The 16,180-nt window shown below is 69.0% G+C and carries 13 protein-coding genes; 1 reads left to right on the top strand and 12 read right to left on the bottom strand.

What is annotated here, in order from left to right; all coding sequences use genetic code 11:
* Positions 1–24 precede the first annotated feature (24 nt).
* From ACPL7H_RS04735 to ACPL7H_RS04720, 4 genes are all read right to left on the bottom strand, one after another.
* Positions 25–684, bottom strand: a complete 660-nt coding sequence (locus ACPL7H_RS04735; protein WP_424795940.1) for a hypothetical protein — start codon at positions 682–684, stop codon at positions 25–27.
* Between the two features lie 35 nt (positions 685–719).
* A complete protein-coding gene (locus ACPL7H_RS04730; RefSeq protein WP_424795939.1) occupies positions 720–2,582 on the bottom strand; it encodes an ABC transporter ATP-binding protein in 1,863 nt (620 codons plus the stop codon).
* Positions 2,579–4,588 carry an ABC transporter ATP-binding protein gene (locus tag ACPL7H_RS04725; protein WP_424795938.1) on the bottom strand — a complete coding sequence of 670 codons (2,010 nt, stop codon included), beginning with the start codon at positions 4,586–4,588 and terminating at the stop codon, positions 2,579–2,581. The genes ACPL7H_RS04730 and ACPL7H_RS04725 overlap by 4 nt, the downstream gene beginning before the upstream one ends.
* Before the next feature lie 93 nt (positions 4,589–4,681).
* On the bottom strand, positions 4,682–5,488 hold the full coding sequence (locus tag ACPL7H_RS04720) for a Ku protein (RefSeq protein ID WP_424786241.1): 807 nt from the start codon (positions 5,486–5,488) through the stop codon (positions 4,682–4,684).
* Between the two features lie 252 nt (positions 5,489–5,740).
* On the opposite strand from ACPL7H_RS04720, the gene ACPL7H_RS04715 reads away from it, so the two are divergent.
* Positions 5,741–8,413, top strand: coding sequence for an ATP-dependent DNA ligase (locus tag ACPL7H_RS04715; protein ID WP_424795937.1), 2,673 nt, complete (start codon positions 5,741–5,743; stop codon positions 8,411–8,413).
* Positions 8,414–8,417: 4 nt separating this feature from the next.
* On the opposite strand, the gene ACPL7H_RS04710 is transcribed toward ACPL7H_RS04715, so the two are convergent.
* The 8 genes from ACPL7H_RS04710 to ACPL7H_RS04675 form a co-directional block, all read right to left on the bottom strand.
* The gene (locus ACPL7H_RS04710) at positions 8,418–10,019 is read right to left on the bottom strand and encodes a DUF222 domain-containing protein (RefSeq protein WP_424795936.1); all 1,602 of its coding nucleotides are present in this window, start codon (positions 10,017–10,019) and stop codon (positions 8,418–8,420) included.
* A gap of 207 nt (positions 10,020–10,226) precedes the next feature.
* On the bottom strand, positions 10,227–11,120 hold the full coding sequence (locus ACPL7H_RS04705; protein WP_424795935.1) for a DUF4282 domain-containing protein: 894 nt from the start codon (positions 11,118–11,120) through the stop codon (positions 10,227–10,229).
* A 131-nt stretch (positions 11,121–11,251) separates the two neighbouring features.
* Positions 11,252–11,662 carry a ubiquinol-cytochrome c reductase iron-sulfur subunit gene (locus tag ACPL7H_RS04700; RefSeq protein WP_424795934.1) on the bottom strand — a complete coding sequence of 137 codons (411 nt, stop codon included), beginning with the start codon at positions 11,660–11,662 and terminating at the stop codon, positions 11,252–11,254.
* Positions 11,663–11,694: 32 nt separating this feature from the next.
* Positions 11,695–12,951: a Gfo/Idh/MocA family protein gene (locus tag ACPL7H_RS04695; RefSeq protein WP_424795933.1), complete on the bottom strand. Its 1,257-nt coding sequence runs from the start codon at positions 12,949–12,951 to the stop codon at positions 11,695–11,697.
* 25 nt (positions 12,952–12,976) lie between these two features.
* Positions 12,977–13,489, bottom strand: coding sequence for a hypothetical protein (locus ACPL7H_RS04690; protein WP_424795932.1), 513 nt, complete (start codon positions 13,487–13,489; stop codon positions 12,977–12,979).
* A 90-nt stretch (positions 13,490–13,579) separates the two neighbouring features.
* A complete protein-coding gene (locus tag ACPL7H_RS04685) occupies positions 13,580–14,389 on the bottom strand; it encodes a metal ABC transporter permease (RefSeq protein ID WP_424796330.1) in 810 nt (269 codons plus the stop codon).
* 47 nt (positions 14,390–14,436) lie between these two features.
* On the bottom strand, positions 14,437–15,195 hold the full coding sequence (locus tag ACPL7H_RS04680; protein WP_424795931.1) for a metal ABC transporter ATP-binding protein: 759 nt from the start codon (positions 15,193–15,195) through the stop codon (positions 14,437–14,439).
* Positions 15,196–15,205: 10 nt separating this feature from the next.
* Positions 15,206–16,174 carry a metal ABC transporter substrate-binding protein gene (locus tag ACPL7H_RS04675; RefSeq protein ID WP_424795930.1) on the bottom strand — a complete coding sequence of 323 codons (969 nt, stop codon included), beginning with the start codon at positions 16,172–16,174 and terminating at the stop codon, positions 15,206–15,208.
* Between the last annotated feature and the right edge of the window lie 6 nt (positions 16,175–16,180).

The following is a 16,180-nucleotide window of genomic DNA, read 5'->3' as shown; positions in this document are numbered from 1 at the left end:
TCGGCGCAGGATGCGTACGCGAGGTCAGTTCTGGCCGGCCTGCCCGCGCAGGTCGCGCAACTCCCGCCGGGAGGCTCCCATGCGGTAGATCAGCAGTGCCGCCCCACCGCCCAGCAGCAGCGTCGTCAGCACCCCGATCAGTGTGGCGACACCGAAGTTGGGGGCCTGTACGGTCAGCACGGTCCGTGCCTCCCGGGTGCTCTCGGAGAGTGCGAGCGCAACGGCCAGGGTGAGCAGGTTCGGCAGCAGGAGCAGCAGCGCGCCCGCACCCACCCCGAGGCGAACCTTCCAGTGCCAGTGCACCCGGATCGCCACCAGGATCAGCACCATCGGCACCAAGGTGAACACCACGCCGTAGAACAGGCCCCACAGGATGCCGGCTGCGGAGACACCATCGACCTGGCGACCTACCGTCGAGGCCCACCAGGACGGCAGGGTGGCAGCAGCCACCAGCACCAGCAGGATGATGAGCACGGCACTGCCGGTCACCAGCGCCGACGTGCGCAACCAGGCCGGCGGAACATCGGAACGGTCCTTGCGCGCGGCAGGGTCTCTGTGGCGTTCGGAACCCGCTCGACCGGCACCCCCCGGGCCCCGATCGTGCGCTCCCGGGGCCTGCGCGTCCGGGCTTGCCGGCCCGCCAGCGTCCCGGTCGCCGTTGTCAGGGCCGGTGTGCGATGTCATGTGCCCATCCTGGCAGCACCCGCCTCGCGCGTCACTCACACCAGCGAATCACGCCACGCCGTGTGCAGCGCCGCGAACTGCCCGGTCCCGGACGTCAGGTCCGCCGGGGACCCGTCCTCGATCACGCGCCCGCCCTCCATGACCAGGACCCGGTCGGCGATCTCCACGGTGGAGAGACGGTGGGCGATGATCAGCGAGGTGCGGTCGGCCAGCAGCGTCTGCAGTCCGCGCTGCACCTGCCGCTCCCCCGGGATATCGAGGGAACTGGTGGCCTCATCGAGGATGAGCACCGCCGGGTCGGCCAGGAAGGCCCGGGCGAAGGAGATCAGTTGGCGCTGCCCGGCGCTGACCCGCCCACCGCGCTTGTTCACGTCGGTGTCGTAGCCGTCGGGCATCGCGGTGATGAACTCGTGTGCCCCCACAGCCCGGGCCGCGGCCTCCACCTCCTCGTCGGTGGCGTCCGGGCGGGCCAGGGCGATGTTGTCACGGACCGACCCGGAGAAGAGGTAGGCCTCCTGCGTCACCATCACCACCGCGCGGCGCAGGTCCCGGGTGGAGATCTCGCGGAGGTCGACGCCGTCAAGGGTGAGCGAACCGGAGGTCACGTCGTAGAAGCGAGCGATGAGTTTGGCCACGGTGGACTTGCCCGCACCGGTGGCCCCGACCAGGGCCACCGTCTGCCCCGGTGGGAAGTGCAGATCGAACTCCGGCAACACCATCGGTCCGTCGCCGTAGCCGAAGGTGACCTTGTTGAACCGCAGTTCACCACGGGCTCGCGGAAGCGGCACGGGGTGTGCCGCCTGACGCACGGTGGGGACCTCCTCCAACAGCCCGGAGATCTTCTCCAGGGCCGCTGCCGCGGACTGGAAGGAGTTGTAGAACATCGCCATCCGGGTGATCGGCTGGAAGAAGCGGTTGGTGTACAGCAGCGTGGCCACCAGCACTCCCACCTCCATCGAGCCGTCCAGCACGCGGAAGCCACCGACGGCCAGGGCGGTGGCGACGGTGAGGTTCCCGATGAGTTTCAGCGCCGGGTCGTAGATCCCGTTCAAGCCCATCGTGCGGGCGGTGTTGTCCCGGTAGACCTCGGTCAGGTCGCCGTAGGCGTCGTTGTTCGTGCGTTCCCGGCGAAAGGCCTGGACCGCCCGGATACCGGTCATGTTCTCCACGAAGCTGATGATGAGGCGCGCCGAGGCCACCCGTTGATGGCGGTAGAGCACCTGGGAGCGCAACTGGAACCAACGGGTCACCGCCCACACCGGCAGGATCGCCACAGCCAGCACCAGCCCCGAGCGCCAGTCCAGCAGGAACAGCGACAGGGCGGTGAAGGTCATGAACAGGATGGACTGGGCCAGGGAGACGATCCCGGAGTCCAGCAGTTGTTTCAACGCATCCAGGTCCGAGGTCTGCCGGGCGATGATCCGGCCGGAGGTGTAGTTCTCGTGGAACTCCAGGCTGAGCCGCTGTGTGTGGCGGAAGACCCGCTGACGCAGGTCCAGCAGCACCGCCTGGGAGACCTTCGCCGCCAACCTGATGAAGGCTGCCGTACACACTCCTGCCACGATCGCGGTGAGGATGTAGGTCGCTCCGATCACCGAGGGGATCAGCCAGTCCCCCTCGGCCGCAGCCGGGAGCCCGTAGTCGATCGCCATCGCCACCAGCGCCGGGCCGGCCACCCGTGCGGCCTGAGAGATCACGACCACGACGACGGTGAGCGCAAACAGTCCCCACATCGGGCGGAGGAGGTCGGCGAGGAGGCGTAGGGACCGGGACCGAACCGCCTTGGACCGGCGTCTGTCGAGGTTGTAGTCCTCTTCCCCCGCGGTGCCCTGGGGCGGTTCCTCGGGGCCACGGGGGGCGTTGTTCTCACGGGCGGGCGCCGGCGTCGCGCGGCTCATCGGTTGTGCTCCTGGGTGGCGCGGTAGGCGCCCTCGTCCTCGAAACCGTCGTCGACCTCGTCATCGGCTCTGCGGTCGAACCTCAACTGCTGGCTGTCGTACTCCTCCTGCTCGCGCTGGTACTGCTCGTCGGCGACCAGGGAGGAGATGACGAACCGGTAGTGATCGTTGCCGGCCAGCAACTCGGAGTGGGTTCCGATGCCGACGATCCTGCCTTCCTGCAGCACCGCGACCCGGTCGGCGAGCGCCACCGTGGAGGGGCGGTGCGCCACGATCAAGGTGGTGGTCTGCGCCAGTTCCTTGCGCAGGTGGTCGGTGACCGCTTCCTCCGTTGTCACGTCCAGTGCGGAGAGCGGATCGTCAAGCACCAGCACGGTGGGCCGTGCGGCCACCGCCCGGGCGAGCGCGAGGCGCTGGCGCTGCCCACCGGACAGACTCAACCCCTCCTCCCCGATCACGGTGTCCACACCCTCGGGCAGCTCGTGCACGAAGTGGGCCTGGGCGATGGTCAGCGCACGCTGCAGGTCCTCCTCGCCGTCCTGTCCGGCCGGGGCGCCGAGCAGCACGTTCTCGCGCACCGAGGCCGAGAACAGCGTCGCGTCCTCGAAGGCGATCGAAACCATGGTGCGCAGGTGGCGCCGCGCCATCTCCCGCACGTCCAACCCGTCGATGCGTACCGAGCCCCCGGTCACGTCGTACAAGCGCGGGACCAGGGAGGCCATCGTGGTCTTGCCCGAGCCGGTCAGGCCCACCAGGGCCATCGTCTCGCCCGGGCGGACCGCCAGGTCCACCCCGGCGAGCACCTCGGCCCGGGCCGGCTCCACCGGCTGGTCCGGCCGGCCCTGCGGTACCGGTTCCACCAAGGGGGCGTCGGCGAAGTGGAAGCGGACGCCGTCGAAGGTGATCTCCCCCCGCGGGTCGGTGACCTCCTTGGGGTCAGCCGGATCGGTCACCAGGTTCGGGCTGTCCAGCACCTCGAAGTAGCGATCCACGGCGGTCTTGGCGGTCAGGCTCATCGCCATCAGCTCACCAATCTGCTCCACCGGCCCGGCCATCACCGCGGCGGTGGCGAAGAAGGCCACCAGCGCACCCACGGTGACATCCCCCTGGGTGTACAGGTAGATCCCGGCCAGCACAGTAATGCCCAGCACCACCTCCGGAATCGTCGTGATCGCGAAGGAGAACGCCGACATCGCCCGCGCCTTGCGGATCTCGGTGCCACGCAGTTCATCGGCCTGGGCGGAGAAGGAGTAGTAAGCCTCCCGGCCCCGACCGAACGCCTTGAGCACCCGGATGCCGTGTACCGACTCCTCCACCGTGGTGGCCAGGTCCCCGGCCTGGTCCTGGGAGAGCCGGGCGATGTGGCGGAACCGGGAGGAGAACCGGAAGGACAGGTAGATCACCGGGAGCGCACCCACCAGGAACACCACACCGAGCACGCCACCGAGCTGGATCATCAGGTAGGTGCCCACCGCGATCGTGGAGGCGTTGACCACCAGCATCACGATCCCGAAACTCAGGAACCGGCGCAGCGTGCTCAGGTCGGACATGGACCGGGACAGCAACTGCCCCCCGGGCCACTGGTCGTGGAAGGCGACCTGGAGGTCTTGCAGGTGGGTGAACATCGACATCCGCAGATTCGCCTCGACCCGGGTGCCGGGCACCAGGATGAACCAGCGTCGCAACGCGATCAGCACCGCCTCCAGCAGACCCAGGCCGGCCACCATCGCGACCGCGATCCACAGGCCGGAGGTCTCCCCGCTGGAGACCGAACCGAGCAGCGGCTCGTTCACCGCCCACTCCAGCACCTGCGGCACCGCGAGGGCGGCGAGACTGGCACCGAGGGCACAGACCATCCCGGCGATCAGGCGCGGGAGGGCAGGCTTGAGGTAGGGGAACAGGCGCGCAAGCGTGGCCAACACCGGGGAATCGGTGTTCGCGGGATTACTGCGTGATCCGGGATCGCGAGTGGTGGAAGCTGGGCTCAGGGCGGGTTTACCACTCATTTGTTAACGCGCACATGCGTTGGCACGGACAGCATGGGAAAGGAGTCGACCTCCAGGGCGGACTGGTTGGGCTGCCGCAGCAGTCTAGCCGTTTCAAGCGGACTTGCCGCGTTCAGCCTTGCCCTTGCGCTCCTTGGACTGGGCCACGCTCCGGCGCAAGGCCTCCATCAGGTCGACCACCTCAGCACCCTCTTCCTGTGCAATTTCAGTGGTTTCGAAGCCCTCGCCGCGTTCAAGTTTCGCCTCGATCAGGGTGCGCAATTCCTTCTGATAATCGTCGGTGAAGGACTCCGGATCGAAGTCGGACTCATAGGACCCCACCAAATTGGCGGCCATGTCGAGTTCCTTCTTCGTGATCTTGACCTCCTCGGTGGTGGCGGCGAAGTCGGCCTGGCGGATCTCGTCGGCCCACAGCAGGGTCTGCAGCATCAGCACGTTGTCGCGCACCCGCAGGGCGGCGAGCCGGGTCTTCTGCCTCAACGTGAAGGACACGATTGCGGTGCGGTCGGTCTCGGCGAGCGTGCGCCGCAGCAGCGCGTACGCCTTACTCATCTCCCCCGGCGGGGCCAGGTAGTAGGCACTGGAGAACATGATCGGGTCGACCTGATCACTGGGCACGAACTCCAGGATGGTGATCTCCTTCGAGCGTTCCGCCGGGAGCGAGGCGAAGTCCTCGTCGGTGAGGACCACCATGCTCTCACCGTCGGTGTAGGCCTTATCGATGTTCTCGAACGGGACCACCTGCTCGCATACCTCGCACTTGCGCTGATACCGGATGCGCCCGCCGTCGGCGTCATGCACCTGGCGCAGACGAACATCGTGGGACTCCGTAGCGCTGTAGACCGAGACCGGTACGTTCACCAGCCCGAACGTCAGGGACCCTTTCCAGATGGACCGCATGATGCTGCTCCCTTCTCCCGCCAGCCAGTCAACACCACTCGGTGCCCGCAGGCGAGGGTTCACCACGCGCCAAGGGCAGCGCGGGCCCGGGATGGACGACGCCGGGAGGCACCCGAGCGCGTGGCGTCCGCCGGCGGAGGGTCACCAGCGCACGCCTGCGGACCGGGGGCCCGGGTCGGCGCCGTGGTCCGGGGGCGCGCCGCAGGTCGGCACGGCTAGCGACGAGGGCGCGCAGCCAGCACGATAGGCAGCATGGCTCGCGCGGAGACGATCGTGAACGTCGATGGACGCCGGCTGCGCATGACCAACCTGGACAAGGTGCTCTATCCCCAGACCGGCACCACCAAGGCCGAGGTGGCGCACTACTACGCCCAGGTCGCCGACGTCATGGTGCCGCACTGCCTGGGCCGCCCGGCCACTCGCAAACGCTGGGTGGAGGGGGTCGGCACGGCACGCCGCCCACTGGACTCCTTCTTCAGCAAGGACCTGGACGCCGGGACCCCCTCGTGGGTGGTCCGAGCCGATGTGCAGCACTCTGATCACGTCTCGACCTATCCAGTGGTGGACTCCCGCGCCACGCTGACCTGGTTCGCCCAGATCGCGGCCCTGGAGGTGCATGTGCCGCAGTGGCGACTCGATGCCGATGGCGCCGCCGCCAACCCGGACCGGCTGGTCCTGGACCTGGATCCCGGTCCGGGGGTGGAGTTGACCACCGTGGCCCACGTGGCCGGACTGGTGCGGGAGATCCTGGCCGGGATGGGCATGGAGTCGTACCCGGTCACGAGCGGCTCCAAGGGCATCCACCTGTACGCCCCGCTACCGGGCACGGTGACCTCGGAACAGGCCAGTGCGCTCGCGCGGGAACTGGCCCGGAGCCTGGAGGCCGATCATCCGGATCTGGTGCTGTCCCGGATGGCCCGGGCGGCCCGAGCGGGCAAGGTGTTCCTGGACTGGTCGCAGAACAACGCCAAGAAGACCACTGTGGCGCCCTACTCCCTGCGCGGCACCGCTCTGCCCCGCGTCGCCGCGCCGCGCACGTGGGAGGAACTGGCCGATCCGGACCTGCGTCAGCTCTCACCCGAGGAGGTGCTGGACCTGCTGGCCGCGCGCGGGGATCCGATGGCGCCGCTGGGGGCCTCCCCCGGCACGACGCCGGTGCCGGACCGGCTCGCGCGCTATCGCGCCAAGCGCGATGGGGCACGCACACCCGAGCCTGTTCCGGCGCCGGTGCCGTCATCACCACCGTTCTCGCCCCCCGCCCCGGCGGTGCCCGGAGACGACCCGGGTGATGGAGGTGCCGACGGCGAAGGCCTTGCGCTGCCCCGCTTCGTGATCCAGGAGCATCATGCCTCCCGGTTGCACTGGGACTTCCGGCTGGAGCGCGACGGCGTGCTGGTCAGTTGGGCGCTGCCGCGCGGCGTTCCCACCTCACCGGACCGCAATCACCTGGCTGTCCCGACCGAGGACCACCCACTGGAGTACGCCACGTTCGCCGGTACCATCCCCAAGGGCGAGTACGGCGCCGGTGAGGTCACGATCTGGGATCACGGTACGTACGAGATCCAGAAGTGGCGCGAGGGTGCCGAGGTCATTGCCACGCTCACCGGCGCCGAAGGCGGCGGCCTGGAGCAGTCCGGGCCCGGACGGATCAGTAGTTTCGCATTGATCCGCACCGGCGGGGAGCGCGAGCAGTGGCTGATCCACCTGATGAAGAAGCAGCCCGAGGTCCACGACTCGTCCAGCGCCGGTGAGCCATCGGATTCCCGTAGCGCACCTGACCGATCAACCGAGGCAGGAGGGCAGGAACTCGCGGCTCGGGAACCCGCAGACGTCCCGAACCCGCCGGCCGCGCCGAGCCCACCGGACGCCCCGCTCACCGCAGTCGCGCAAGCAGCGCCGGACGCACCAGCGAACGCCGGCGCACCAGCCACCGATCCTGCGCCAGTGACCCCGATCCCGCCGATGTTGGCCACCGCGGGCACCCTCGCGGACATCGGCGCCGAGGGCTGGGCCGCGGAGATGAAGTGGGACGGCGTCCGTGCGCTGGTGCATGTGGGCCCCGGAGGGGTCCGGGTGTTCGGTCGTTCGGGTCTGGAGACCACCGCGCAGTATCCCGAGGTCGCTGAGGTACTGGACGCGGTGCATGCGAGCTCGGTGGTACTCGATGGGGAGGTGGTGGCCCTGGATGGGCAAGGACGGCCGAACTTCGGGTTGTTGCAGCCGCGGATGCAGGCCACGGGTCATCAGGTGGCAGCGGCGGCACGGCGCCAGGGTGTGCACCTGATGCTCTTCGATCTGCTGGCCATGGACGGGCACGAACTCACCGGCTTCACCTACCACCAGCGCCGCAGCCTGCTGGAGGAGGTCATCTCCCCTTCCCGCACCGTGCAGGTCCCTCCCGCGTTCGAGGGCGACATCCCCGGGGCCCTGTCCACCAGTGCCGATCAGGGCTTGGAGGGGATCGTGGCCAAACGGGTGGACAGCATCTACCGGGCCGGCCAACGGAGCTCGGCGTGGATCAAGATCCGGCACAGCCGCACCCAGGAGGTTGTGGTCGGCGGATGGCGGCCCGGTCGGGGCGGGCGCTCGGGGGCGGTGGGATCACTGCTGCTGGGGCTCCCGACGCGAGAGGGTCGCTGGCGTTACGTCGGCCGGGTCGGCACCGGCTTCACGGAGCGGGAGGCGCGCGCATGGGTTGCGCACCTGCGCGAGGATGCCAGGCCGACGCCGGCACTCATCGGCATTCCTGCCATCGATGCCCGGGATGCACACTGGGTCGAACCGGTACGCGTGGCTGAGGTGTCCTTTTCGAACTGGACCACGGAGGGCAGGCTGCGTCATCCGGTCTGGCGCGGCTGGCGGGTCGACAAGGATCCGAGCGACATCGATCCTGCGCAGAGCGATTTCGAGGAACCCTCCAGTTGACGACCTATTCGCGCTTTTTCCACGGCGTGAGTCGTCCGCCAGCGCGGTCATTCAGCCCGGTGCCATCGGGTCGGTAGAACCGCCAGGCACCATCGGGTCGGGCCATGGTGAGTCGTCGGGCCTCGACCAGGTCGTGGTGGTGGAAGCAGAGCAGCGCCCCGTTCGCCACATCGGTGGTCCCGCCCCGGGACCATTTCACGAGGGCATGGTGGGTCTCGCACAGGACCGGCGGCGCCGTACAGCCCGGATAGACACAGTGCCGGTCTCGAGCGACGATCGCCCGGCGCTGGGCTGCGGTGAAGGTCCGATGCGCCCGCCCCTGGTTGAGCACCTCGTTCTTGGCGGAGAACAGCACCCGGTACACGTCCCCGCACCTGGCCATCCGACGTAACACCGGCGTTGGGACCGGACCGGTGGCGTCGGTCCACATGCCCGGCTCGCTGCGCAGGATCGCATTCCAGTCCCAGCGGGGCTGTTCATCCGGGGCCGGTTTGTCGGTGGCGATCCGTGATGAGGCCAGACCGGCCGATGGCTTATCCACTGGTGGGTCAGCGCCCGGTGGGGGTGCTTTCGGTGATTCCTGCTCGCTGACTGCCTCACGGAACAACCGAGCGAACTCTGCTGCGCCGATGTGGACACCCACGTGCGGGCGCACCGATGCCGAGGTGCCGCCCAACCCTTGATCGAGCACCACCCTCGCCATGTCGGCCAAACCCTGTGCGCGGCGCTGACCGGAATTGCGGGCGTCGCCCCGCACGGGTTTGCCCATCACCGCATCGAGTGCCAGCCGCACCTGCTGCCCGTGCTCCTCGGTCAGGAAGCCCGCGAGATGGAAGCCACCGAGCGTGCGCGCGATGTCGACGTATTCGCGTTCCTGGGACTTTCGATAGCCACGCTCGTCCGCCTCCGGGTCCGCTACCCGCGCGAAGTGATGGACCAGGTGCCGTAGTTGCGCGGGCCGCAGCACCATCGCCTCAGCCAGCAGGAACTCCTCGACCGTGGCGGTTCCGGCATCGTCCTGCACGTTGCGCTGATCATCCTGCCCGGGGTCACCGCCGTCGTCGGAGCCATCAGGATCGTGAGCACCATCCTTGGCTGGCTCGTGCTCACGGCTGTCGCTGGCCTCGGGATCCGACCCGAGGGAGACGCGCTCGCCCAGCGCAGCGATCCTCTCCTGCGACGTCAGGGCACCAGCGGCCACGATGCGAGCCTGCTCCAAGCCGACCTCACCCGCACGCAGCGCGCGATCGAAGTGCTGGATCTCATCTCGAAACTGCCTGGCCAGACGCACGTCCGCTTTCGCCGCCGACTGCGTGATCCGGTGCGTCTGGGCCACGTGGGTGGCGTAGGTTCGTGCCCCGGTCAGGGCCCATCGACCGTCAGCCTCCTCAGCCATCAACCATTGCAGCCGCTTTCCCGCCAGGCGCTGGACGGCGCCGTGAACGCGCAGCGCCGCCGAGCCCAGCACCGGTCCGGCATGGGCAAGTCGTTCAGCGGCGATGTCGGCGGTGGCGATCCGGTCCACGATCGCCTCCAGTTCGGCGAGGTCCCGTATCAGGGATTCGCCGGACCCACGGCGCGGCGTGTGGGACCCGTCCGTCGCCATCGGGCACCTCCATGGGAATCCGCAGTTCGTACATCTGTTCCCATAGTAGGGCCGACCACTGACAGGGCAGACGGTTCGCTTCGGCGCTGTGGATACGGGCCCGTTCGATGGGTACCTGTGGAGCCCGGACTCGGTCGAGACCATCACTCAGACAGGTACGCGCAACGAGACCCGTCGGGTCAGTGGGTCAGGCGCGGCCGAGTACGGCTAGGACGGGGACGGACCGCCCTGCGACCCCTTGTCCCGTTCACGGCCTGCGACCACCGCGAGGACCAGTTCGATACCCATCCGGCCGAGCACGACCAGCGCCAGCGCGATGGCGATCGTGACCAGCAGGTTCACGAAGTAGACGGCCACGGTCCAGCCGCCTCCGTACATGCTCGTGGCCACCGCTACCTGGATGAACTCGACCAGACCCGACAGGGCGATCAGGCCGCCGAGGATGCACAACGAGATGAATCCGAGTCGGGCGATGCGCGGTGCGAGCGGGGTTGCGAAAGTGAGATCGAACAGGCCCGGACCGGATGCTGAACCCGTCAGCGGGGTGCCGGGCTGCGGGTAGCCCGGGGCCCCGTGGGGGGCGCCTGATCCGGGTTGCGGCGGACCACCCTGGGGTGCGCCGTATCCACGCTGAGGTGTTCCGTCGCCACCCTGCGGTGCACCGTAGCCACCGTGCTCGTGACCACCCTGCTGTCCGGCATAGCCACCCTGGGGCGCGCCATAACCGCCCTGTGGCTGGCCGTACCCGCCCTGGCCACCGTGAAGCGTGGCGTCACCACCCTGGGCGTAGCCACCCGGCGGGGCGGCATAACCCCCCTGGCTGCTTTGGGCCCGGGCGTCCTGAACGTCGGCGCGACCTGGAACGTCCGGCGCTGCGGCGCTCCCGGACTGGGAGGGCGGCTCGGTCGGCGGCCCTGCCTGGGGCACCGGGCCGGAGGGGCCTTGTGCGTACGCAACCCCCTCCCCGCCGGCCTCTGCCCCCTGCGGGGCAGTCCCACCTTCAGTGTACTGAGGGGTGTCGCCGGGGTGCGCCGGGGCCTGGCTGCGGCCGTCGTCGTCGCTACCGGCGCCGGATGGTTCCTGCGGTTCGGGTGGATTCATGGTCTGCCCCCTCCTGGTGCAGTCACGCTGATGTCGGTGACCGGTGTGTCAATCACGTCAGCACCACCTTAGAACCCTGGAGGAACGGCGCATCATGGAGGGACATGGGCAACCCGGGACGCCCGGTCAGGTCAGGCCGTGACGATCCGCCCGTCGATGACCTCGACGGCGATTCGTTCCAGCGGCTCCTTCGCCGGGCCCGCAGTGACCTCTCCCGAACGCAGGTCGAACCGGGAGCCGTGGCAGGGGCAGCGCCCCTCCTCCTCCTCGACGTCGACGGTGCAGCCCTGGTGAGTACAGACCGCGGAGAGGGCGACGACGTCGGCCTCATCCGTGCGAGTCAGGAGCACCGTGGCGCCGGCGGGAGTCTGCACCGAGACCGAATCGCCGACCCCGATCTCCTCCAGTCCGATCAGGGTCTCCCCCACCGACACCGTGCTTTCGTCCTGCTCCTCGGCACCGCACGCGCTCAACAACATCGCGCCACCGGCACCCAGGCCAACTGTTGCGAGTACCTGGCGTCGGCTCGGACACAGGCTCATCTCTCCACCCCCGCCGGACGCACCGAGCGGCCTCATGCGCCGGGATCGGGCCGTTCCGGGAACAGCCCCTCCTCGCGGATCCGGGCGTTGAGTTCGCGCAGGTAGGCGGCTTCGTCGAAGTCCAGGGCTACCTCCTGGCCGAGCCAGGCCGACAGGTGCACGGCGTTGGCCAGCCGCACACCGTTGATACCATCGGCGCCCGGGGCGAGCAGTTCGGTGCCGTGCAGGACGGCGGAGGCGAAGTTGGCCAGGACGCCGGCGTGCTGGGATCCCCAGGCCGACTCGGTCTCGATCTGCTCGGTGGTGTAGAAGCCCTCGGTATCGCCCCCGCCGGCGAGTTTGAACCCTTCGGCGACGCTGAGACGGGCCGACAACTCCCGCTCGTCGGCCGCGAACCGGGTCAGGGTCGCCGTCTTGGACCCCTCCACCACGATCTTGCCCCGATCCCCCAGGAGCTCCAGCCGGTCGGTGCCGGCCGGGTCATGGGTCGCGGTCACGAACACCCCGGTGACGCCGTCGCCGTAATCGGCCAGCACCGTCACCTCGTCCTCCACCACGATGTCACGCCGGAACCCGAACGCAGCCTTGGCTACCAGGGAGGTGGGCATCCCGCAGATCCACTGCCATAGGTCGAGTTGGTGCGGGGCCTGGTTCACCAGGACTCCCCCGCCCTCACCGCCCCAGGTCGCCCGCCACTCGCTGGCGCCGTAGTAGGCGTCGGGACGCCACCAGGTGGTGATGATCCAGTTGGACCGCCGGATCGCGCCGATCTCGCCCCCGTCGACGATCTCCTTGATCCGCTGGTACAGCGGGTTGTTGCGCTGGTTGAACATGATCGCGAAGGTCACGTCCGGGTGGGCCGCGGCCACCTCGTTGAGTTCGCGAACCTGGGCGGTGTAGACCCCGGCGGGTTTGTCCACCAGCACGTGCACCCCTGCCTTGATCGCGTCGATACCCATCTGCGGGTGCAGGTAGTGCGGCACCGTGGTGACCACCGCGTCCACGTCTCCGCCGGCGATCATCTCGCGGTAGTCGGTGTAGAAGGGGGCCCCCGGGCACACCTCCTGCGCGTGAGTCCGCACGGCCTCGTCGATGTCGGCGACCGCGCCGACAACCAGATCCCCGGCCATCCCCTCGGCGATCATCCGCGCGTAGGCGGTGCCCTGCACCCCCAGCCCGATGATGCCCAACCGCACCTTGCCCGGCACGGCCCCGAAGCGCCCCTGCGCCATCGAATCCACGGTCGTCCTCGCCTCGTCGCCCACCATCGCTCCTGTCCTGGTCGTCACCGTCCCCACGACCCTACTCGTGGAGCTACCGGGTGGGACGCACCGATGCCACGAACTCCTCGAACTGAGGCACCAGTTGCCCGGAGTCCTCCGCGAGGCAGGTCAGGACGATCTCGACCATCATCTGCCTCCCCGGCTCCTGTGGATCGGTGAGATGCAGGTAGGCCTGGCCCTGGGTCAGGTCGATCGGTCCGTCCTCGATCGACGTCGAGACCTGCACCACCTGCGCCAGGCCCGGCGCACCGTGGGAACTGATCGCCCGGCGCTGGACCATGGTGACGCCGGCTCCCTGGGCGAGGCGGGCGAAGACCGCCTCGCCCAACTCCTCCAACTCGGCCGGTCCCGCCGGCCTTGCCGGTCTCGTCTGGCTATCAGCCCGGAGGGCCCCGGCGATGGTGATGTTTGCCCGGAACCGGCCGTGCGTGCGGTCGTGCAGGGCGACGTACGCCAGCGGTGTGGCACCGACATCCTCCGGCGATACCGCGGACCAGCCCGTGGGCAACTCGAACTCGATCGGGATGGGCAGTGCCGTCGTCATCAGCGTCGCTACTCCTGGCTCACTCGTCACGTTCTGGCCACGTCTCGGTCGTAACCTACCGGCGACCATTGGCGCGGGCGCACGGCCCGCCTACGCAGCCACGCGTCGCCGGGCCCGGGCGAGAAGCAGACCCTGCCGCGGCCCGAACAGGTAGGCCAGCACGAACATCCCACCCTGGGCGAGCACGATCGCCCCACCGGTGGCTACGTCCGCGTGGAAACTCGCGTAGACCCCACCCACCGCGCACGCCACCGCCAGGGCCGGGGCGATCAGCAGCATCACGCCCATCCTGTCGGTGAGCAGGTAGGCGGTGGCGCCGGGAATGATCAGCATCGCCACCACCAGGATGACCCCCACCGCCTGCAGCGCCACCACGGTGGTGACCGCCATCATCCCCAATAGCAGCGCGCCCAGGAGGCGCGGGTTCAAACCGATGGCGAAGGCGTGGGTGGCATCGAAGGCGTACAGGGTCAGGTCCCGGCGCTTGAACAGCAGCACCGCGAACACCATCAGCCCCAGACCCGCGATCTGAACCAGGTCCACCCACGAGACTCCCAGTAGATTGCCGAAGACGATGTGGTGCAGATCCACCTGGCTCGGTGTGACCGAGATGAGCACCAGACCGAAGGCGAACAGGGTGGTGAAGACGATCCCGATCGCGGCGTCCTCCTTGATCTGGGAGGTATCGCGGATGAACCCGATCAGGGCCACGGCGGTGAAGCCGAAGATCAGGGCACCCAGGGCGAAGGGTGCGCCGGCGATGTAGGCCAGCACCACGCCCGGCAGCACCGCGTGGGAGACGGCATCGCCCATCAGCGACCATCCCACCAGCACCAACCAGCAGGACAACATGGCGCACACCACCCCAGCGATCAGGGCGGTCAGCATCGCCCTGACCATGAACGGGTACCGCAGCGGTTCGATGAGCAACTCCGTGAGCGCCTCGGTCACGACTCCCCCAGCCCGAAGGCCCGGGCCAGGTTCTCCGGGCGGATCACCTGGTGCACCGAGTCGTGCATCACCACGGTGCCGGCCAGCAGTGCGGCCTCATCGGCCAGACTGGGCAGGGCCGGCAGGTCATGGGTGGCGATGACGATCGTGGCGCCGTCATCGGCGAGGCTGCGCAGCAGCCCGCTCACCGTGCGCTGGGAGAGGTCGTCCACCCCGGCGAAGGGCTCATCGAGCAGCAGCACCTCGGCCTGCTGCGCGATCGCCCGGGCCACGAACGCCCGTTTCCGTTGTCCCCCGGACAGGCGCCCGATCTGCCGGCCGGCCAGTTCGGTCAGGTCCACTCGGCCCAGGGCCTCATCGACGATCCGGTGATCGCGTGCTCGCGCCCTGCGGGTGGGGCCCAGGTGGGCGTACCGGCCGGTCATCACCACCTCACGCACCGTGGTGGGGAAGGACCAGTCGACGTCCTCGCGCTGGGGCACGTAGGCGATCAGTCCGCGACGACGGGCCGACGACGGCGGAGCGCCGTTGATCAGCACCCGACCCGGGTGGGTGCGCACCAGGCCGAGCATCACCTTCATCAACGTGGACTTGCCCGACCCGTTCATCCCCACCAGGGCGCAGATCCTCCCCTGCCCCACGCTGAGCGTAGCCGCCGTCAGCGCGCGTACCTGTCCGTAACGTACCGAGGCGTCGCGCACCTCGATGACCGGGTCTCCGGTGCCGCCGGCTTCGTCGCGATCGGTGCCCGCCATCAGGAGCCGCCTACCCTTCCGCACCGGTGAGGCCGGCGCGGATGAGATTCACGTCGTGCCGGATCAGGTCCAGGTAGGTCGGTACCGGTCCGTCCGGCTCGGACAAGGAGTCCACGTACAGCACCCCGCCGAAAGTGGCGTCGGTGGCCTCGACCACCTGCTGCATCGCGGCGTCGGACACCGTGGACTCACAAAACACCGCCGGCACCTGCTGAGCGTTCACGAACGCGATCGTCTCGGCGATGCGGCGGGGCGTTGCCTCGCCCTCGGCGTTCACCGGCCACAGGTAGTGCTCGCTCAGGCCCGCATCGCGCGCCAGGTAGGAGAAGGCGCCCTCGCAGGTCACCAGCGCCTTCTGGTCCTGTGGCAGCGCCGCGAGATCATCCACGAGTTCGGTGTGCACCGCCTCGAGCTCCTCGGCATACGCCCGGCCGTTCGCGAGGTAATCCTGCGCGCGGTCCGGGTCCAGTTCGCCGAAGGCCGCCACCATGTTGTCGACGTACACCTGGGTCTGCCGGGGGGACATCCAGGCGTGCGGGTTGGGGCGGGAGCCGGCTACGCTGCTCCCGGCCTCAGTGGCGCCGGCCTGGGCGCCGATCTCCAAGGGCTCCACCCCCTCGCTGACCACGACGTGCGGGGCCTGCACGTCGGCGATGAACTGGTCGAACCACGCTTCCAGGCCCAACCCGTTGTCCAGGATCAGGTCGGCATCAGCGGCCTGACGCAGGTCACCGGGCGTGGGCTCATAGGAGTGCACCTCGGCGCCGACCGGTATCAGGGAGCGCACCTGTAGATGCTCCCCGGCCACGTTCTGGGCGATGTCCGCGATGATCGTGAAGGTGGTGAGGACCACCGGGCGGTCGTCGTCCTCCTGCCCGCTACCGGCGTTCGGCCCGCCCAGGCACCCCGCCGTCAGCAGTGCCACAGCACTGCCGGCGCCGATGCGGGCACGGAGTCGCCGTCGAGGAAGAGGTGTCATGAGAGG

Origin of the sequence: Pseudactinotalea sp. Z1732 (genome assembly GCF_049724975.1) — a bacterium.
Classification (GTDB): domain Bacteria; phylum Actinomycetota; class Actinomycetes; order Actinomycetales; family Beutenbergiaceae; genus CALKWS01.
The sequence above is the reverse complement of the archived record's forward strand: the minus strand, read 5'-3'. Positions and strand labels throughout refer to the sequence as shown.